General features: G+C 72.5%; 14 protein-coding genes. 7 read left to right on the top strand and 7 right to left on the bottom strand.

Features of this window, described 5'->3' with window-relative positions:
• Positions 1 to 10: 10 nt before the first annotated feature.
• Entirely contained in the window at positions 11 to 811 is an 801-nt protein-coding gene (locus tag ACZ6S4_RS31245; protein WP_465478343.1) for an ABC transporter permease, read from the bottom strand.
• Positions 804 to 1,634, bottom strand: coding sequence for an ABC transporter permease (locus ACZ6S4_RS31240; protein WP_465478432.1), 831 nt, complete (start codon positions 1,632 to 1,634; stop codon positions 804 to 806). The genes ACZ6S4_RS31245 and ACZ6S4_RS31240 overlap by 8 nt, the downstream gene beginning before the upstream one ends.
• 2,374 nt (positions 1,635 to 4,008) lie before the next feature.
• On the opposite strand from ACZ6S4_RS31240, the gene ACZ6S4_RS31235 reads away from it, so the two are divergent.
• Positions 4,009 to 7,122 carry a WG repeat-containing protein gene (locus ACZ6S4_RS31235; protein ID WP_465478342.1) on the top strand — a complete coding sequence of 1,038 codons (3,114 nt, stop codon included), beginning with the start codon at positions 4,009 to 4,011 and terminating at the stop codon, positions 7,120 to 7,122.
• Between the two features lie 21 nt (positions 7,123 to 7,143).
• A complete protein-coding gene (locus tag ACZ6S4_RS31230; protein WP_360548254.1) occupies positions 7,144 to 8,142 on the top strand; it encodes an aldo/keto reductase family protein in 999 nt (332 codons plus the stop codon).
• 42 nt (positions 8,143 to 8,184) lie between these two features.
• On the opposite strand, the gene ACZ6S4_RS31225 is transcribed toward ACZ6S4_RS31230, so the two are convergent.
• Positions 8,185 to 9,012: a site-2 protease family protein gene (locus ACZ6S4_RS31225; RefSeq protein ID WP_465478341.1), complete on the bottom strand. Its 828-nt coding sequence runs from the start codon at positions 9,010 to 9,012 to the stop codon at positions 8,185 to 8,187.
• Positions 9,009 to 9,206 carry a hypothetical protein gene (locus ACZ6S4_RS31220; RefSeq protein ID WP_023359740.1) on the bottom strand — a complete coding sequence of 66 codons (198 nt, stop codon included), beginning with the start codon at positions 9,204 to 9,206 and terminating at the stop codon, positions 9,009 to 9,011. Before ACZ6S4_RS31220 ends, ACZ6S4_RS31225 begins: the two co-directional genes overlap by 4 nt.
• 138 nt (positions 9,207 to 9,344) lie before the next feature.
• On the opposite strand from ACZ6S4_RS31220, the gene ACZ6S4_RS31215 reads away from it, so the two are divergent.
• Together ACZ6S4_RS31215 and cobS are read left to right on the top strand one after the other, a co-directional pair.
• Positions 9,345 to 11,309 carry a bifunctional adenosylcobinamide kinase/adenosylcobinamide-phosphate guanylyltransferase gene (locus tag ACZ6S4_RS31215; protein ID WP_465478340.1) on the top strand — a complete coding sequence of 655 codons (1,965 nt, stop codon included), beginning with the start codon at positions 9,345 to 9,347 and terminating at the stop codon, positions 11,307 to 11,309.
• Between the two features lie 124 nt (positions 11,310 to 11,433).
• Positions 11,434 to 12,144 (top strand): adenosylcobinamide-GDP ribazoletransferase, encoded by a 711-nt coding sequence (cobS, locus tag ACZ6S4_RS31210; protein WP_465478431.1) that lies wholly within the window; start codon positions 11,434 to 11,436, stop codon positions 12,142 to 12,144.
• Here the strand turns inward: cobS and ACZ6S4_RS31205 are convergent.
• Entirely contained in the window at positions 12,130 to 12,483 is a 354-nt protein-coding gene (locus ACZ6S4_RS31205) for an MmcQ/YjbR family DNA-binding protein (RefSeq protein WP_465478339.1), read from the bottom strand. The genes cobS and ACZ6S4_RS31205 overlap by 15 nt on opposite strands.
• Positions 12,480 to 13,583: a glycine cleavage system aminomethyltransferase GcvT gene (gcvT, locus tag ACZ6S4_RS31200; protein WP_465478338.1), complete on the bottom strand. Its 1,104-nt coding sequence runs from the start codon at positions 13,581 to 13,583 to the stop codon at positions 12,480 to 12,482. Before gcvT ends, ACZ6S4_RS31205 begins: the two co-directional genes overlap by 4 nt.
• Before the next feature lie 143 nt (positions 13,584 to 13,726).
• Between gcvT and ACZ6S4_RS31195 the strand changes: the two genes are divergently transcribed.
• Positions 13,727 to 15,277, top strand: coding sequence for a leucyl aminopeptidase (locus ACZ6S4_RS31195; protein WP_465478337.1), 1,551 nt, complete (start codon positions 13,727 to 13,729; stop codon positions 15,275 to 15,277).
• Positions 15,278 to 15,309: 32 nt separating this feature from the next.
• Here the strand turns inward: ACZ6S4_RS31195 and ACZ6S4_RS31190 are convergent, their stop codons facing one another.
• Positions 15,310 to 15,633, bottom strand: a complete 324-nt coding sequence (locus ACZ6S4_RS31190; protein WP_465478336.1) for a hypothetical protein — start codon at positions 15,631 to 15,633, stop codon at positions 15,310 to 15,312.
• A 163-nt stretch (positions 15,634 to 15,796) separates the two neighbouring features.
• Here ACZ6S4_RS31190 and lpdA point away from each other — a divergent pair, with 163 nt between their 5' ends.
• Together lpdA and sucB are read left to right on the top strand one after the other, a co-directional pair.
• On the top strand, positions 15,797 to 17,182 hold the full coding sequence (gene lpdA / locus ACZ6S4_RS31185; protein WP_465478335.1) for a dihydrolipoyl dehydrogenase: 1,386 nt from the start codon (positions 15,797 to 15,799) through the stop codon (positions 17,180 to 17,182).
• Between the two features lie 40 nt (positions 17,183 to 17,222).
• A complete protein-coding gene (gene sucB / locus ACZ6S4_RS31180; protein WP_465478334.1) occupies positions 17,223 to 19,121 on the top strand; it encodes a 2-oxoglutarate dehydrogenase, E2 component, dihydrolipoamide succinyltransferase in 1,899 nt (632 codons plus the stop codon).
• Positions 19,122 to 19,154 lie beyond the last annotated feature (33 nt).

Below are 19,154 nucleotides of genomic sequence, written 5' to 3'. Positions count from 1 at the left end.
GATCTTCCCCTCATGATCCGGTGCTGCGGTAGTGCCGGATGCCGGACCGCCAGACCAGCGCGGCGATGCCCGCCGCGACCAGCGCGACCAGCGATGACACGTAACCCGTCCAGCCCGGCAGACCGAGCGGGTCGGTGCGGCCCAGCAGCGCCAGCGCCGGCTGGTAGGCCACAAACCCGAAACCCAGGCCGTACGCGAAGACGGCCCGGAACCAGCCCGCATAGACCGGCACCGGATACGAGGTGAAGTCCCGCCCGCCGTAGGTGAACGCGTTGCCGAGCTGCCCCGAGTCCACCCACCAGAACGCCAGGCTGGCGCTGAGCACGAAGATCGCGCCGAAGAACACCGCCCCGGCCACCGGCACCAGCAACGCCAGCGCCACCCGGGCCGGCGTCCAGTCGATGTCGTTGAGCCGCAGGGCCACCAGGAACACGACGACAGCCAGCGCGACGCGCAGGGCCTTGCGCAGCGGCAGGTCCATGAAGACGAGCTGGCCCAAGGCGCTCAACGGCCGGAGCAGGACGGCGTCCATCATCCCGGTCCGCACGTACGTGGTGAGCCGGTCGATGTTGCCGACCACGAAGTCGGCCAGGTTGAAGGCGCACGAGGACAGGCTCACCATGAGGATGGCCTCGGTGAGGGTGAAACCGGCGATGGTCGGGGTGGCGCGGAAGATCACCAGGACGGCGATGACGTCGAGCGCCGTACCCCCGATGTTGGTGATCATCTCGACCACGAAGGACGCCCGGTACGCCATCATCGACCGCCACTGCCCACCCAGCAGCGCGGCGTACGCCCGCAGCTCAGCCACCCTGAGCCACCAGCCGGCGCTCGGCGCGGCGCTGCACCAGCGCGCAGAGCGCCAGCAGCACCGCCGCCCAGCAGGCCTGCAGCACGACCAGGGCGACCTGCACCGGCGTGGGATCCCGCTCGACCAGCACGTCCAGCGGCGTCTGCAGGAAGCCGGGGAACGGCGTGGCCACCCACAGCGTCACGGCCAGCCAGTCGGGCAGGAAACGCAGCGGGAAGTAGAGCCCGGCCAGCACCCCGGCGGCCAGCGTCCACAGCACCAGCGGCCCGCGCGCGTCGTGCAGCCAGTACGCGGTCGCGTTGACCAGGAACCGCATGCCCATGCTGCCGACCACCGCGAGCAGCACGGACACCGCGAACAGCGGCACGGTGAACAGGCGGCCGGGCAGATACAGATCGAAGAAGATCAGGCCGACGACAACCGGCGGCACGAACCGGAAGAGCAACGCGTGCAGGGCCCGGCCCAGGTCCGGCGCCAGATAGCTGAGCACCGGATGCACGGGCCGCAGCAGATCGGCCGTCACGTCACCGCTGCGGATCCGGTCGGCCAGTTCCGTCCACCCCCAGAGCGCGACTACGCTGAGCAACCCCTGTCCCACCCACACGAAAGTGGTCAGCTGCGCGGCGTCATAGCCGGCGGGCCGGCCACCGACCGCACCCGCGGCCACGGCGAGCAGCACGTAACAGCGGAGGAACCCGAAGACGGTGTTGGTGAACGCCCCGGCTATCGTCGCCTGCCGGTAGGTGGCGTACCTCCGGAAACCTGACCATGCGAGAGCACCGGAAGTAGCGAGAGTGTCCCGGAACGGCCGGTGCGGAGAGATCTGAGGCACCCTGGCGTCGAGCCGGTCCACGCCGTTAATCTCCTTCCACAAACCCCCGCAGCGGAGCCGGGCGACTGTACCCGGTGCACCGCCCTGCCACCGAGCTATTTCCGACAAGGTGGATAATCGTCGTGACGGAGCGTAACCAGCCATCGGCCGCCCAGAGGGCTGCCCGATGAACGGTTGGAGCTCCCACTCCGGCGCGGACCGCTGGGACGACGAACCCGCCTGGGTGTACGAGATCACCTGGGAATGGGAACCCCTGCCCGGCCAGCGCTACCCGGGCGACCCGGGCCGCCGCCGGGCCGTGCACCACCCCGTCTACGACGCCTCCCGAGCAGCGGAAGCGGCCTCGGCCTGGGACGCCGACTTCCGGGCGATCGCCCAGGCCTCCGGCCCACCGGCGCCATCATCGGGCGGCCCGTCGACGGCCCGCCCGGTGTCACCGGCGGCCGGCCGCGCGACGGTCGGCCGCCCGCCGCAGCCGCCACCGTCGTGGACCGGGCCGGAGGAACAGCAGGGGTACGCCGCACCGGCGGGCCGGACACCGTACGTGGCGGGAGCAGCGCCACCGCCGCAGCAGCAGGGGCCGTCGCAGCAGCAGGGGCCGTCGTGGAACAGGCCGGTGCCGTTGCCGGATCGGCTGCCGGAGCAGGAGCGGCGGCATCAGCGGCCGTCCGCGGAACGGCCGCAGTCCGCGGGGCAGGCTCCGCAGGGTCGTCAGGGTCCACCTTCCCCTGATTCTCGGCAGTCGCCGCCTGATTCTCGTCGGGTGGATCCGCGGTTCCAGCAAGGTCAGCAGGCTGCGGACAACCGTTTTGCTGCGGACACCCGGTTCCCGGACGGGCGGTCTTACGACTCGCGGTCGGCCGGTGCGCGAGCCGAGTCTGAGCATCGGCCGGTGGAGCCGCGTCGTCCCGCCACGCCGCAGGACTTCCCCGGCGGTCAGGCACGTCCGGCGCAACGTTCCGGACCCGAGGCGCGGCCGAGCGGGGATGCTTACGTTCCGTACCGGATCGGTCCGGCCTCGCAGTCGCCGTCGCGGCCCGCCCAGGAACCGGCCGCCCGGCCCGGGGACGACCGGGTCTACGGCCAGCCGGCGCGGCCCGTGAGTCATGACACGCCGCCCTATCAGGGGCCGGTTGCCACTACGCCGGTGGCGCCCTATCCGGCCCCGCGGCCGGTGGCGCCTGATCCGACCTGGGCTTCGCCGGTTGATCCGCGGCCTGCTACGCCGCTGGGGCCGCGCGCTGAGCAGGGTGAATCGCGGTCGGTGGCGCCTCGGTCGGCGCCGCCTGCGGCTCGGCGTGCGGCTCACAGTGCGGAGCCGCCGACTGATCCGCGCTTCCCGGCGCCGATGCGGGCAGTGCCGCCGGCGGAGGCTCAGCAGCGGCGGACGGCTGCCTACGGGCCGCCGCCGGCCACGCAGACACCTGCCGCGCCTGCCGCCTATGCGGCGCCGCCTGTGCACTCCGCGCCGCCTGTGCACTCCGCGCCGCCTGTGCACTCCGCGCCGCCTGTGCAGTCCACGCCCTCGGCGATGCCGGGGCATTCCGCGCCCGCGGCCTTCGCGACGCCGCCTGGGCATACTGGGCCGCCGGTGCACTCCGCGCCGCCCGCGCAGTCCACGCCCTCGGCGATGCCGGGGCCTTCCGGGCCCGCAGGTTTCGCAACACCGCCCGTGCACCCCGCATCCCCGGCGCCGCCCGTCCACTCAGCGCCACCCATCCACTCAGCGCCACTCGTGCACTCCGCACCACCCATCCACTCCGCACCACCCGTGCACTCCGCACCACCCGTGCACTCCGCACCACCCGTGCACTCCGCACCGCCGGTGCACTCCGCACCGCCGGTGCACTCCGCACCGCCGGTGCACTCCGCACCGCCGGCTGCCGTGCCGCCGGTTCAGGCCGGGCGGCCCGAGCAGCAAGGCCGGCCCGCGCCTGAGTCTTGGGCGCCTGCCGCTTACGCCGGCCCGCCTGCCGTGGCGAGTCCGGCCGCTGGGCCGCAGCAGGCGCCGCCCGCTGTTCGGCCCACGTCCGCGCAGCCCGCGCAGCCCGCGCACTATCGTCCGGCTCCGCCGACCCAGCCCTACCAGCCTCAGCCACGGCACGGCACGCCGCCGCCGGCGCCGGTGTCCACCCCGCCGGTCGACCAGCGGCAGGCGCTGCGGCCTCCTTATGGCGTTCCCGCTCGGTCCGAGGAGGCACCGCAGCAGTCGGCGCCGGTTGAGTCCACCGGTTCGACGGTTCAGCGTGCTGTGGGCGGTTCTGCCGCAGTCGATCCGGAAGTCACCCGGCCGATCCCGCCCTTCGCGGGGCATGACGCGGCTACGCAGACGGCGCCGAGCCCAGAAGACACCGCGGTCACGCCCGTGTCGGCTCAGCCCAGCCCGGTTGCCGAAGAGGAAGCCGGCGCGGAGGAACCGCACGGTCTGGGCTGGTTGTTGTCGATGAGCGGCCTCGGCGCGGTCACCCCGGAACCGGAACCTGCCGCCCCGGATCCGACCGATCTCGTCATCCAACCTCCAGATACCACCGCCAACGACGAGGTCAGCGGCGCGACGATCGACAACAGCCCGCCCGACACTGCTCTCGCGACCACCGCCCCGATCAGCGGCGTTCCGGTCAGCGGCAGCTCGATTGCCGGCACGCCGGTCAGTGGTGGTCCGATCAGCAGCGGACCGGTCAGCGGTGGCCCCGTCAGCGCCGCGCCGGTCAGTTCGCTGCCGACCAGTGGGGCCGCCGTCAAGCAGGACTGGTTCTCGCCCACCACCGAGACCCGCATGGTCAGGCCGAAGTCCGCGGAGGTCATCCCGGAGGACGAGGCGTCGGCAGAGGCGCACCCGTCCGCCGACACGCCGGCCGACGACACGGGCGCCACCCGCACAGCAGCGCCCGACGCTACAGCGCCAATCACCGCGGCGCCTGACACGGTGGATGCCGATGTCGCCGATCGCGAGTCCACCGGCCCTGACCTGCCGGAGCCGGCCACGGTCGAGGCCGACGATCCGCAGCCGGAGCAACGAGACCTCGCCGAAGACCCAGCCCTCGCCAGCGACGAACCCAACGCGACAGTCCCAGCCGCCGTCGAACCGACCGCCGTCGAAACGGCCGAAGCGGCACCGACCGACGCGGAACCGGCCGCCGTCGAATCGGTCGCCGTCGAATCGGTCGACGCGGAGCCGACCATCGTCGAACCGGCCGACGCGGAGCCGGTCGTCGTGGTGCCCGCGGTCTCCGAACCGGTCGACGCGGAGTGGACCGACTTCGAGCCGGCCGACCCGCAGCCCGAAGCCGCGAAGCAGGCGGAATCCCGGCCGACCGACCCGGAACTGGCCGGTCCGGAACTGGCCGACCCAGACTTGGCCGACCCAGAACTGGCCGACCCAGAACTGGCCGACCCAGAACTGGCCGACCCAGAACTGGCCGACCCAGAACTGGCCGACCCGGAGCCAGTCGACTCAGAGCCGGTTGACTCAGAGCCAGTCGACTCAGAGCCGGTTGACTCAGAGCCGGTTGACTCAGAGCCGGTTGACGCGGAACTGGTTGACGAGGACCTGGCCGGTCCAGAAGTCGTCGACGCGGAGCTGGCCGACCCAGAACTGGTCGACACGGACGTCGTCGATGCGGAGCTGGTCGACCCGGAACCGACCGACCCAGAGCTGGTCGTCGAGGCGGAGCTCGCCGACGCGCAGCCGATCGACGCGGAACTGGTCGACGCCGAACTGCTCGACACCGCCCCGAGCGACGCCGAGCCGATCCAGACCGACCACGCGGAAACCTCGCCGGTCCAAGGAGAGCCGTCGGCGGATCAGGCTGAGCAAGCCGCCCTCCCCGACGCCGAGACGGTCGATGCCGAGCTGGTCGACCCGGACCGGGCCGAAGCGACACAGACCGACCCGATCCACGCGGAGATCACCACCCCGGAGCCGGTCCGGACCGACCCGGTAAAGGCAGAGCTGGTCGAACCCGAGCCGGCGACCACGGAACCAGTCAACGCAACGTCCGCGGAAGACGCCGAAACCACGAACGCCGAACCGCAACCAGCCGAACCCGAGCAGGCAGAAGCCGAGCACGCAGAAGCCGAGCACGCAGAAGCCGAACCCCAGCGGAGGCAACCCGCTCCCCCGCGTACCGGAATGCCCAGCGCGCCGGCCGACCCCCGGCCCGAGCGTCGCCGCGCCGACCCGGAGCAGATTCTGGCCGCGTACCCGTGGAAGGTTGATCCGGTCACCCTGCGGGAGACCGTCGATGACCCGGAGCCGCTCCTGGCCGTGCGGGATCGGCTCACCGACCGGCTGGAGTACGCCGAGCGTGACACCGTCCGCGCCGGCCTGCTCGGGCTGCGGGCTGTCGCGTCGCGGGTGCTCGGTGATCTCGGCTGGGCTCTCGCCGATGCGCGGGAGGGGCTGCGGCATGCCGAGGCCACCGGTGAGCTGCGGCTGATCGCGCTCGCGCAGGCCCGGCTCGCTCACGTGCAGCAGTGGCAGGGGGATTTTGCCGAGGCCGACCGGTTGTTCGAGGAGGCCAATTCCGTCGAGCTGCCCGATCGGCTCCGGGCCGAGCTGCACGTCCAGGCGGGCAAGTCCGGCTACGAGCAGGGCCGGTTCCTCGAGGCCTGCAACCATTTCGAGGCCGCGCTGGAGCTGCGGCGGGTCGAGGATCCCGAGCTGGTCGCTCGGACCGAGGCCGCGCTCGACGCGGTCATGGACCGGGTCCGGGAGACCGGGTGGGGGCCTTATCCGCGCTCGCGCGAGGAGATTCTTCAGCGGAGTGAGCCGCCGCATCCGGCTCTGGACTACGACTCCGGGTGGCAGGGGTACGCCGACAGCAACGGCGAAGTCGTCATCCCCGAGCGTTACGCCGAGGCCCAGCCGTTCCACGAGGGCGTCGCGTGGGTACGCCGTCCCGGCACCGCCGCCTGGGAACTGATCGATGAGACCGGCGCCCTGGTCATCGACCCGTCCAGCGGTTATGTGCAGGTCAGCCGGTTCGCCGACGGGCTGGCCTGGGTTTCGCGGGATCCGGCCGGCGGCTGGTTCGCCGTCGACTGGCACAACCGGGTCATCGTGCCCGGCGGGTTCGAGGATGTGCGGCCGTTCCGGCACGGGCTGGCTGTGGTGCGCCGCGGCGGGTGGGGTGCCGTAGACCAGCACGGACGGATCGTGGTCCAGCTCAAGTATCAGCGGTTCGCGACCGAGTTGACCGCCGCCGGACCCGTCGAGGGTTTCACCGGCGACGGGCTGGCCGTAATCGATGCCGGGGACCGGCTCGGGGTGGTCGACCGGACCGGGCAGTTGCGGGTCGCGCCGGTGCACGCCCGGCTGCTCATCCATCCGATGGCGTTCATCGTCGGGGACCGGGACGGGCGGTGGGGTGCGCTGGACCGCGACGGCGATCCGGTGCTCGAGGTGACCCGGGCCCGGCTCGCGGATGTGGTGGACGAGATAGAGCGGCTGCTCTCCGGTACCCGGCCGGTTCTGTAAGGGGCCGGTAGGGTCCCAGGCATGGAGTTCCGTCACCTCGGCCGTTCCGGCCTACTCATCAGCGAGATCGCGTACGGCAACTGGATCACCCACGGCTCCCAGGTCGAGGAGGAGGCCGCCGCCGCGTGCGTGCGGGCCGCCCTCGACGTGGGTATCACCACGTTCGACACCGCCGACGTGTACGCCGGCACCCGCGCGGAGGAGGTGCTGGGCCGCGCGCTCAAGGGTGAGCGCCGCGAGGGCCTGGAGATCTTCACCAAGGTCTACTGGCCGACCGGCCCCGGCCCGAACGACCGCAGCCTGTCCCGCAAGCACATCATGGAGTCGATCAACGGCTCGCTGCGCCGCCTCCAGGTGGACTACGTCGACCTGTACCAGGCGCACCGCTACGACTACACGACGCCGCTCGAGGAGACGATGCAGGCGTTCGCCGACATCGTGCACTCCGGCAAGGCCCTCTACATCGGGGTCTCGGAATGGACCGCGACGGAGATCCGCGCCGGCTGGGAGCTGGCCCAGGATCTGAAGATCCAGCTGGTGTCGAACCAGCCGCAGTATTCCGCGCTGTGGCGGGTCATCGAGGCCGAGGTGGTGCCCACCTCGATCGAGCTCGGCATCGGCCAGGTGGTCTTCTCACCGATCGCGCAGGGCGTGCTGACCGGCAAGTACGAGCCGGGCAAGCAGCCGCCGGCGGGCTCCCGGGCCACCGACGACAAGTCCGGCGCCGAGTTCATCTCGCGCTGGATGAGCGACGAGGTGCTGACCGCGGTGCAGCAGCTCAAGCCGCTCGCCGAGCAGGCCGGCCTGTCGCTGGCGCAGCTCGCGGTGGCCTGGGTGCTGCAGAACGACAACGTGTCGGCGGCGATCATCGGCGCGTCCCGGCCCGAGCAGGTCCACGACAACGCCAAGGCGTCGGGCGTGAAGCTCGACAGCGACCTGATGAAGGCGATCGACGACGTGCTCTCGCCGGTCACCGAGCGGGACCCGGCCAAGACGGTCAGCCCCGCGAAGCGTCCCTGATCCGCGTCGCCCGGCGTCCCGTGCGGGGGCGCCGGGCGAGCCTCAGAGCGACTGCCAGAAACGCATGTAGGCCAGGCCGATCTCGCCCATGCTGTCCGGTACCCCGATGAGCCCGGCGAGCCAGCTCACCAGCGTGAAGAACCAGACGTTGATCTTCGACTGCCAGAGCAGGACGAAGAGCAAGATGAAGCCGTACGGCGCGAAGAGGTTGTATGCGCGCTGGTAGGGCGGGCTGAGCCAGGGCTGGACGATGTTGCCGCCGTCCAGGCCGGGCACCGGCAGCAGATTCAGCAGGCTGGCCGTGACCTGCAGGAAGGCCAGCGCGGCCAGGGCCACCCAGAAGTCACCGTGGCTGCCGCCGATGGTCCAGCCGCCGGAGCCGTCGCTGAGCAGCACGACGTCGTCGCCCGCACCGAACAGGAACGGCACGGCCAGGATCAGCGCGAACACCACGTTGGTGGCCGGGCCGGCCGCGCTGATCAGCGACTCCTTGACCTTGCTGCGGATGTGCGCGTGGTCCACCCACACCGCCCCGCCGGGCAGGCCGATGCCGCCGAGCACCACCGCGACCAGCGGCAGCACGATGGACAGCACCGGGTGCGTGTACTTCAACGGGTTCAGCCGCAGGTAGCCCCGATCGGCGACGCCCCGGTCGCCGGCGAAGTACGCGACGATCGCGTGTGCGTACTCGTGCAGGCAGAGCGACAGCACCCAGCCGGACACGATCAGCAGGAAGACGTCGACCCGGACGTTGCCGTAGCCGGTCCACGCCATCCAGCCGGCCACCACCGTCACCGCCAGGATCCCGACGAAGACCGGGCTGGGAACGAAGGCGCTCTTCGGGGCGCTCCGCGAGACCTGGTAACTCACTCGGCCGGCAACAGACTCATCTTGTAGTCCACCCGGTCGTCCTCGACCAGGGTGACCTGGGTGACCCCGGCGGCCGCCAGCTCACGCCACGCCTGGCCGATCCACGACTCGGCGTCGGCCTGGCTGCTGAACGTCTCGGTCGGGCCGGCCACCGGCTGTCCGTCGACGCCCTCGTACCGCCAACTCCACGGCATTCCGCCGCCTCCCTCAGGTGTCGATCTGTGGTCCTGTTCCCACCCTACGGTGTGCGCGCCGGTACGCCCGGTACGCCCGGGCCCATCGAAGCCGGGTCGCCCCGCATGATCGCGGCGGACGGCCCTAAAGTACGGGGCATGTCTGCTGACGGGTGGAGTTCGATCCTGGTGCTCGGCGGGATCCGGTCCGGCAAGTCCGCGTTCGCCGAGGCGCTGGTCGCCGGCGCCGCGTCGGTCCGCTATGTCGCCACGGCGGTCGGCGGCGAGGACGACCCCGAGTGGCGCGCCCGGATCGAGACCCACCAGCGCCGCCGCCCGCAGTCCTGGACCACCGAGGAGACCGGCGCGGACCCGTCCCGGCTGGCGGCCCTGCTCGCCGAGGCCAAGCCGGACGACACGCTGCTCGTGGACGACCTGGGCGGCTGGGTGGCGGCACTGCTCGACCCGGCCCAGCAGCCCAACGACGACCTGGCGACCGTGACGGCCCTGGCCGAGGCGGTGCGCTCGTGCGCCGCCCGGCTGGTGCTGGTCAGCCCGGAGGTGGGGCTGTCGCTGGTGCCGGCCACGCCGGTCGGCCGGGCGTTCGCGGACGCGCTGGGCACCGCGAACCAGGCGCTGGCCGGGGCCTGTGACCGGGTCGCGTTTGTCGTGGCCGGGCGGCCGACCTGGCTCAAGACCGGGCCGGACGTGCCCGCCATCGTCACCGACCTGCAGGCGGAGAACGCGGAGACCCGCGGGGCGGCGCTGGGCGTCGACGAGGTCGCCATGCACGACGCGATGACGGCGGCGACGCCTCCCGCCGGCACGCCCGTGATCACGCCCGCTGCCGCGCCCGGCACCGCCTCCACCGACAACCCCGCGACTTCAATCGCCGCCGCGTCCGGGACCGGCACGGAGCCGCTGTCGGCCGAGGAGGCCGTAGCGGCGCACCGGGCCCGCACCGCGAACGCCGGCGAAGGCGCCCTGCACGCCCCGACCATGGTGCTGCCGCTGGTAGCCAGCGGCGCGGTCATCGAAGCTGGCATGGACCTGCCGCTGCCGGACAGCGACGCCGGGCCGGACGCCCGCGACCGGCTCGCCGGGGTCGACCTGCCCGGGGCGGGCATCGGCACGTTGCTCGAAGCCGTCGAGTTCGCGGCCGCCACCCAGAGCACCGCGACCCCGCGCGCCTGGGGCCCGGTCCGCGTCCTGCTGATCGACGGCCGGCACGGCGGCGGCGCGGCGGCCGGCGGCGACGAGCAGGACGCCACCCGCCGGGCCGACGAGGCCGAAGCCGGCGAAGGTGCGCTCGCCCGCCTCGCGGCAACCGCGGACGCCGACATCGTCGTGGTCCGCACACCCCCGTCGGGTGCCATGGAGGACGGCCCGGTGATGGACGCCGAGGCGGTCGACGCGGCGCTTCGGCAGGGCTGGGCGCTGGCCGACGCGGCCGGCGAAGCGGGCCGGGAAGCCGTCATCCTGGCCTCGTGCGGGGTGGGCACCGAGGCCGCGGCGACCGCCGTGCTGGCCGCGACCACCGGCGCCGAGCCGGTGGCGATCCTGCCGCGGGTACTGGTGCCCGGCGGCTTCTACGACGACGCGGCGTGGATGGTCCGCTGCGCGGCCGTCCGCGACGCGATGCACCGCATCCGGCAGGAGCCGCGCGGCGCCAAGGACATCCTGGCCCAGCTCGGCGGGGCCGACCTGGCCATCGCTACCGGCGCGCTGCTCGGTGCGGCCGCCCGGCGGATGCCGGTGCTGCTGGACGGGCCGCTGGGCATCGCGGCCGGGCTGGTGGCCCGCGACCTGGCCAGCCAGGCCCGGCACTGGTGCCTGCTGCCCGACGCGGGCACCCACGCGCTGGTCCGGCAGGGCGCCGACGTACTCGGGCTGACCCCGGTCGTGCAGCTCGGCCTGGACCTCGGCGAGGGCGCGAACGCACTGGCGGTGCTGCCGCTGCTGCGCTCGACGATCGCGCTGGCGGGCGCGCTGCCGGTGCACCCGGCGCTGCTGGCCGGACACGGCGACGCCGGCCTGACCGCGGACGAGGACGGACCGGACGAGGACGACGAGCAGGACTTCGCCGAGCCGGAGCCGCACGGCCCCGGCCCGGCCAGTGCCTGACGAGCCCCGGCCCGCCGAAAACCAGCCGGGCGACGCCGAGCCGACGCAACCCGAGCCGGCCGAGCAGCAAGCGCCGCGGAAAGCACAACCGGCGCCCAAATCCCGGCTACCGGTTGTCGACGGCCTGCGTCTGGCGCTGACCACCCTCACCGTCCTGCCCGTCCGCACCGGCCGCATCGACCGCCGCAGCGCCGCCGTCGCGATGAGCGCCGCCCCGCTGCTCGGCGCCTTCCTCGGAGCACTCCTGGCCGCCCTCTTCGTCCTCCTGGGCGAGAACCTCCTGGCCGCCACGGTCACCGTGGCCGCGAGCGCGCTGCTCACCCGGGGCCTGCACCTGGACGGCCTGGCCGACACCGCCGACGCGCTCGGCTCCTACCGCCGCGGGGACGCTGCTCTCGAGATCATGAAGAAGTCCGACATCGGCCCGTTCGGCGTCGCGGCCATCGCGCTGACCCTGCTCATCCAGGCCGCCGCCCTGGCCGGGCTGACACCGTGGGCGATCGTCGCGGCCTGGGCAGCCGGCCGCCTCGGTGTCACCCTGGCCTGCCGTCGCGGCGTACCCTCGGCCCGCCCTGACGGTCTGGGCGCGCTGGTCGCCGCGACCGTACCGGTGCCGGTCGTGATCCTGGCCGCGGCCGTCGTCGCGGCCGGGGCCGTCTGGGCGGTGCCGGGCCGTCCGTGGCAGGGTCCGGCCGCCGTCGCCGGCGCGCTGCTGGTGGCGGTCCTGCTGCTGCGCCATGCGGTACGCCGGTTCGGCGGCATCACCGGCGACGTCATCGGCGCGACCGTCGAGCTGACCACCACGCTGACGCTGATCGGCCTAGCCGTGCGCTGAGTCGTACGCCTTGACGACCTTCTTCGGTGCGGTCCGCCGCCACGCCTCCGTCACGACCTGCCGCAACTCCTCCGGGTCGGCCTCGGCCAGCACCACCGTGACCCAGCCGAAGCGGCCCACGTACGGCGCCGGGGCGAAGACATGCGGGGCCGCGGCGATCAGCTCGGCCTGGTCCTCCCGGGACGCCTTCACCGAGATGGTGCCGCTCTCGCCGCCGCCCGAGGCGAACATCTTGTCGCCGTACCGCAGGGTGTTGTGGCCCCAGTTCTCGACGAAGACCTCGGCGCACCCGGGCAGGGCCAGGACCCATTCGCGCACCTGGTCGTAGGTGACGCTCACCGCACCGACGGCTGCACGAACGGCGGCTTCACGATCTTCGCCTCGGTCCGGCGGCCCCGGATGTCGATCTGGACCAGGTCTCCCTCGGCGAGTCCGGCGGCTGTGTCGAGCAGGGCCAGCGCGATGCCGATCTTCTTCGTCGGTGAGAACGTGCCGCTGGTGACCTCGCCCACGAGCGCGTCCCCCGCGTACACCTGCATGTGACCCCGCGGGATGCCGCGGCCGGTCAGCTCCAGGCCGCGCAGCAGCCGGCGGGGACCTGCCGCCTTCTCGGCCATCAGCGCGTCGCGGCCCCAGAACGCGGGCTTCGACCAGCCGACCGCCCAGCCGGAGCGGGCCTGCACCGGGGTGATCTCCAGGGACAGTTCCTGGCCGTGCAGCGGGTAGCCCATCTCGGTGCGCAGCGTGTCCCGGGCGCCGAGCCCGCACGGGCGCACGCCCGCCTCGACCAGCGCGTCCCAGACGGTGACCGCGTCGTCCCAGGGCACCACCAGTTCGTAGCCCTGCTCGCCGGTGTAGCCGGTGCGGCAGACGATCAGGTCGACGCCGTCGATCCGGGCCGGGTTGAACGACATGTACTCGTGGCCGGTCGGCAGGCCCAGCTTGGTGACCGTCTCGGCGGAGTGCGGGCCCTGCACGGCGAGGACCGCGTAGCTGCGGTGCTCGTCGGTCACCGCGATGCCCTCGGGCGCGGCGGCGGCGAGCCGGCGGACCACCTCGGCCGTGTTCGCGGCGTTCGGGATCAGGAAGACCTCGTCCGGGCCGATCAGGTACGCGATCAGGTCATCCACGACCCCGCCGGTGGCATCGTCGCAGCACAGGGTGTACTGCGCCTTGCCCGGCGCGATGCGGCCCAGGTCGTTGCTGAGGCAGGAGTTGACGAAGTCCGCCGCGCCCGGTCCGGTGACCCGGGCCTTGCCCAGGTGCGACACGTCGAACACGCCGACGGCTTCCCGGACGGAGGTGTGCTCGCGCAGGACGCCGCCACCGGCGTACTCCAGCGGCATCTCCCAGCCGCCGAAGGCGGCGAACTTGGCCCCGAGCGCGACGTGGCGCTCGTGCAAAGGCGAACGGAGCAGGGCTGCGGCCTCGGTCGACATGAGTGGCAACTTACCGGTGACCTCGCATGTGGTTAGCATCGGCGGGACACCATCACCGATCGGCGCGACCCGCGCCGGGGTGACCACACCGCCGGGGCGGCCCACGAGGGGGCTCCGGCCCCTCATCGTCGCGGAGCGCCCGAGTGACCCACCCCGCCCCCTCCCTCACCCTGGTCGACAGCGACCCCGCCGAACTGGCCGTCGATGCGATCGTCATCGGGCTGCACAGTCAGCCCGACGAGGGTGGCGCGCTGCTGCCGGCGTCCGGCGCGGAGAGCATCGCCGCCGCGTTCGACGGCAAGCTGACCTCGACCCTGGCCCTGCTGGGGGCCACCGGCGCGCCCGGCGAGGTGACCAAGCTGGCCACGCTGGGCACCATCGCCGCGCCGCTGGTGGTCGCCGTGGGCCTGGGTGACGAGCCGTCCGGCTCCGCGCCCGCCACCGAGACGCTGCGCCGGGGCACGGGTGCCGCGGTGCGCGCGCTCGCCGGCAGTGAGACGGTCGCGCTGGCGCTGCCGGTGCCCGACGACACCGACGCGCCCGGGGTGCTGCGGGCGATCCTCGAGGGTGCGCTGCTGGGGTCGTACCGGTTCGCCGGTTACAAGACCAAGCCGCAGCCGGCCCGCCGCGACCCGGTCAAGGCCCTGCAGGTCACCGTGCCGGACGCCGCCGACGCGGCGGCCGCGGCCGAGGTGACCCGGGCCGAGGTGGTCTCGAAGGTCGTCCGGCTCACCCGCGACTGGGTCAACACCGCCCCCAACGAGCTGCGCCCGCCGCAGTTCGCCGACGCCGTGGTCGCCGCGGCCGAGGGCACCGGCCTGGAGGTGGAGGTGCTCGACTTCGACGCCCTCAAGGCCGGTGGCTACGGCGGCATCGTCGCCGTCGGCCAGGGTTCCGAGGCCCCGCCGCGCCTGGTCAAGCTCAGCTACACGCCCGAGGGCGTGACCGACCCGAAGCGGGTCGCGCTGGTCGGCAAGGGCATCACCTTCGACACCGGCGGCATCAGCATCAAGCCGACCGCCGGCATGTGGGAGATGAAGTCGGACATGGCCGGCGCCGCCGCGGTCGGCGCGGCCCTGCTGGCCGTCGCCGCGCTCAAGCCGGCCGTCGCGGTCACCGGCTACCTGGCCATGGCCGAGAACATGCCTTCCGGTACGGCGTACCGGCCGGGCGACGTCATCACCATGTTCAGCGGCAAGCGGGTCGAGGTGCTCAACACCGACGCCGAGGGCCGGATGGTGCTCGCCGACGCGATCGCCCGGGCCTGCGCCGACGGCACCGACTACGTCTTCGAGACCTCGACGCTGACCGGCGGTCAGGTGGTCGCGCTGGGCAAGCGGATCGCCGGCGTGATGGGCTCGCCGGAGACCTGCGAGCGGGTCAAGGCGGCCGGGGACGCCGTCGGCGAGCCGGCCTGGCCGATGCCGCTGCCGGACGACGTGCGCAAGGGCATGGAGTCGGAGATCGCCGACATCAGCCAGGTCAACGCGAGCATGGACCGGGCCGGGCACATGCTGCAGGGCGGTGTCTTCCTGCGCGAGTTCGTCGCCGACGGGGTCGAGTGGGCGCACATCGACATCGCCGGGCCGTCATACCACACGGGCGAGCCGAACGGTTACTGGACCAAGGGCGGCACCGGCGTGCCGGTGCGCACGCTGCTGGCGCTGGTCGACGACGTGGCCGCCAACGGCTGAGCGGCGGGGCGCCGTCCGGTCCAGGACAGGCCCTAAGAGGCCGGGCGGCGCTTCTGGCGCTCGTTGTAGTCGCGCATCCGCTGCGGATAGCCCATCAGCCGGATGTCGTAGATCGGCATCGCCAGCTGGTGGGCGAGGCGCCGGGCACCCTCCGGGGAGTCGACGCGCCGGCGGGTCCACTCACCGTCGTGCGCGACCAGCAGCAGCGTGGTCTCGGTCACCGTCGTCTTCGGCTCGATGAAACCCTCCACCCCGCGGCGGGATCGGGCGAACTCGGCGAGGTGCTCGAAATCGGCGCGATCGGCCGTCCGGCCCACCCCGCGGGACGGCTCTTTCCGCCGCCGGAACCAAGCCACGCCACGCTCCTCACGTTCGACTGCGGTCAGGGTACGTCCTCACCCGGTGTCCTTGGGCACCTGACTACATCGATCGTTGCGGGAAGTGACAAGATGGCCAGGACAGCTGTGACCGTTTCCACCATGTGACCCATGGGGAGACGAACGCGATCTGGGAGTAGACGTGAGCCAGCCTGGCGGAACCTTCGACATCGTGATCCTCGGTGCCGGCAGCGGCGGTTACGCCGCCGCTCTGCGCGCGGCCGAGCTGAACCTGTCGGTGGCACTGATCGACAAGGCCGAGCTGGGCGGCACCTGCCTGCACCGCGGCTGCATCCCGACCAAGGCGCTGCTGCACGCGGCCGAGGTCGCGGACCAGACCCGCGAGAGCGAGCAGTTCGGCGTCAAGGCCGACCTGGTCGGCATCGACATGGCCGGGGTGAACGCGTACAAGGACGGCGTCGTCGGCCGGCTCTACAAGGGCCTGCAGGGCCTGATGAAGCAGCCCAACATCACCTTGGTCCAGGGCGCCGGCAAGCTGGTCGGCCAGGACACCGTCGAGGTCGACGGCAAGAAGTACACCGGTCGCAACGTCATCCTCGCCACCGGCTCCTACTCCCGCTCGCTGCCCGGCCTCGAGGTCGACGGCAAGCGCGTGCTGACCAGTGAGCACGCCCTCAAGCTGGACCGCGTGCCGAGTTCCGCGATCGTGCTGGGCGGCGGCGTCATCGGCGTCGAGTTCGCCAGCGTCTGGAAGTCCTTCGGCGCCGACGTGACCATCCTGGAGGCGCTGCCCCGGCTGGTCGCCGCCGAGGACGAGGAGGTCTCCAAGACCCTCGAGCGGGCGTTCCGCAAGCGGAAGATCAACTTCAAGGTCGGCAAGCCGTTCGAGAAGGTCGAGCACACCGAGAACGGCGTGAAGGCGACCCTGGCCGGCGGCGAGACCGTCGAGGCCGAGATCCTGCTGGTCGCGGTGGGCCGCGGCCCGACGACCAAGGACCTGGGGTACGAGCAGCAGGGCATCACGCTCGACCGGGGTTTCGTGATCACCAACGAGCGGCTGCACACCGGCGTCGGCAACATCTACGCGGTCGGCGACATCGTGCCCGGCCTGCAGCTCGCGCACCGTGGCTTCCAGCAGGGCATCTTCGTCGCCGAGGAGATCGCCGGCAAGAACCCGGCGGTCATCGACGAGAACGGCATCCCCCGGGTCACCTACTCCGACCCCGAGATCGCCTCCGTCGGCCTGACCGAAGCCCGCGCCAAGGAGCAGTACGGCGCCGACAAGGTCTCGACCTACAACTACAACCTCGGCGGCAACGGCAAGAGCCAGATCCTCAAGACGCAGGGCTTCGTGAAGCTGGTCCGGGTCAACGACGGCCCGGTCGTCGGCGTGCACATGGTCGGCGCGCGCATGGGTGAGCTCGTCGGGGAGGCGCAGCTGATCTACAACTGGGAAGCTTTCCCGGAAGAGGTCGCCCAGCTCGTGCACGCCCACCCGACGCAGAACGAGGCGCTCGGCGAGGCATTCCTCGCACTCGCGGGCAAGCCCCTGCACGCACACGCCTGAGATCGTTCCCCGTACGCAAGCGGTTAAGGAGTTCTGAGAGATGCCGGTATCGGTCACCATGCCGCGGCTCGGTGAGAGCGTCACCGAGGGCACCGTCACGCGCTGGCTCAAGCAGGAGGGCGAGCGGGTCGAGGCCGACGAGCCGCTGCTCGAGGTCTCCACCGACAAGGTCGACACCGAGATCCCGTCGCCGGCCGCCGGGGTGCTCTCGCGCATCGTCGTCGGCGAGGACGAGACCGCCGACGTCGGCAGCGAGCTCGCGATCATCGCGGGCGACGGTGAGGACGCGGGCTCGTCCGCCCCGGCCCCGGCCGAGGACGCCCAGCAGGCCGAGCCCGAGGCGGAGACCGAGGCCGAGCCGGAGCCCGAGCCCGCCGCGCTCGACACCCCGTCGACGGAGAAGCCCGTCGAGGAGGAGACTCCCGCGCCGCAGACCGCCGCCCCCACCGGTGGCTCCGAGGGCACGGCCGTCAAGATGCCCGCCCTGGGCGAGAGCGTCACCGAGGGCACGGTCACCCGCTGGCTCAAGCAGGTCGGCGACACCATCGAGGTCGACGAGCCGCTGCTCGAGGTCTCCACCGACAAGGTCGACACGGAGATCCCGTCCCCGGTCGCCGGCACGGTCCTGGAGATCAAGGTCCCCGAGGACGAGACCGCCGACGTCGGCGCCGAGCTGGCCATCATCGGCACCCCGGGCGATGCACCCGCAGAGGCCCCGGCACCGTCCGCGCCGGCACCGCAGCAGGCCGAGGCCCCGGCCGAAGCGCCCAAGGCTGAGGCCCCCAAGGCGGAGGCCCCGAAGCCCGCGCCGCAGCAGCAGTCCGCGCCGCTGGTCGAGTCGAAGCCCGCCCCGGAGCCGGCCGGCGAGTCCTACGCCGACCCGTCGCCCGAGGTCGAGGCCGGACAGCCCGCGCAGCCCGCGCCGCCCGCGCCGGCACAGTCCAGCGCCCCGGCCGCCGAGACGGTCAAGGCCAACGGGGCCGGCGACGCCGGTTACGTGACCCCGCTGGTCCGCAAGCTCGCCGCCGAGAAGGGGGTCGACCTGTCGTCGATCACCGGCACCGGCGTCGGCGGCCGGATCCGCAAGCAGGACGTCATCGAGGCGGCCGACAAGGCCGCCGCAGCTGCCGCTGCGGCTAAAACCCCCTCTCGGGAGACCGCGGCCGCACCCGCTGCGGCTCCGGCCGCCGCGAAGCCCGCCCCGAGCCCGCTGCGGGGCCGCACCGAGAAGCTGACCCGCACCCGCGCGACGATCGCCCGCCGCATGGTGGAGTCGCTGCAGATCTCGGCCCAGCTGACCACGGTCGTCGAGGTCGACGTCACCAAGATCGCCAACCTGCGGAACAAGGCGAAGGCCGACTTCCTGGCCAAGAACGGCGCGAAGCTCACCTTCCTGCCGTTCCTGGCGCTGGCCGCGGTCGAGGCGCTGCGCCAGCACCCGGTGGTCAACTCGTCCATCGACCAGGAGGCCGGCACGGTCACCTACCACGACGGCGAGCACCTCGGCATCGCGGTGGACACCCCGAAGGGCCTGATCGTCCCGGTGATCCGCGACGCCGGCGACCTCAACCTGGCCGGTCTGGCCAAGCGCATCGCCGACGTGGCCGAGCGCACCCGCAACAACAAGATCAGCCCGGACGAGATCTCCGGCGGCACCTTCACGCTGACCAACACGGGCAGCCGCGGTGCGCTCTTCGACACGCCGATCATCAACCAGCCTCAGGTCGGCATCCTCGGCACCGGCGCGGTCGTCAAGCGCGCCGTGGTCGTCGAGGACCCGAACCTCGGTGAGCTGATCGTGCCGCGCTCGATGATCTACCTGGCGCTCAGCTACGACCACCGGATCGTCGACGGCGCCGACGCCGCCCGCTTCCTGGTGACGATGAAGGAGCGCCTGGAGGCCGGTCAGTTCGAGGGCGACCTGGGCCTCAGCGCCTGACGCGGGACAGAACGTGAAGAAGGGGCGCTTCGG

This window comes from Actinoplanes sp. NPDC051405, assembly GCF_055586185.1.
The sequence above is the reverse complement of the archived record's forward strand: the minus strand, read 5'-3'. Positions and strand labels throughout refer to the sequence as shown.

Bases quoted from the DNA above. Each gene is read 5' to 3' on its own strand.
- ACZ6S4_RS31230 (WP_360548254.1), top strand. From the start codon at position 7,144: ATGGAGTTCCGTCACCTCGGCCGTTCCGGCCTACTCATCAGCGAGATC.
- ACZ6S4_RS31220 (WP_023359740.1), bottom strand. From the start codon at position 9,206: ATGCCGTGGAGTTGGCGGTACGAGGGCGTCGACGGACAGCCGGTGGCC.
- ACZ6S4_RS31215 (WP_465478340.1), top strand. From the start codon at position 9,345: ATGTCTGCTGACGGGTGGAGTTCGATCCTGGTGCTCGGCGGGATCCGG.
- gcvT (WP_465478338.1), bottom strand. From the start codon at position 13,583: ATGTCGACCGAGGCCGCAGCCCTGCTCCGTTCGCCTTTGCACGAGCGC.
- sucB (WP_465478334.1), top strand. From the start codon at position 17,223: ATGCCGGTATCGGTCACCATGCCGCGGCTCGGTGAGAGCGTCACCGAG.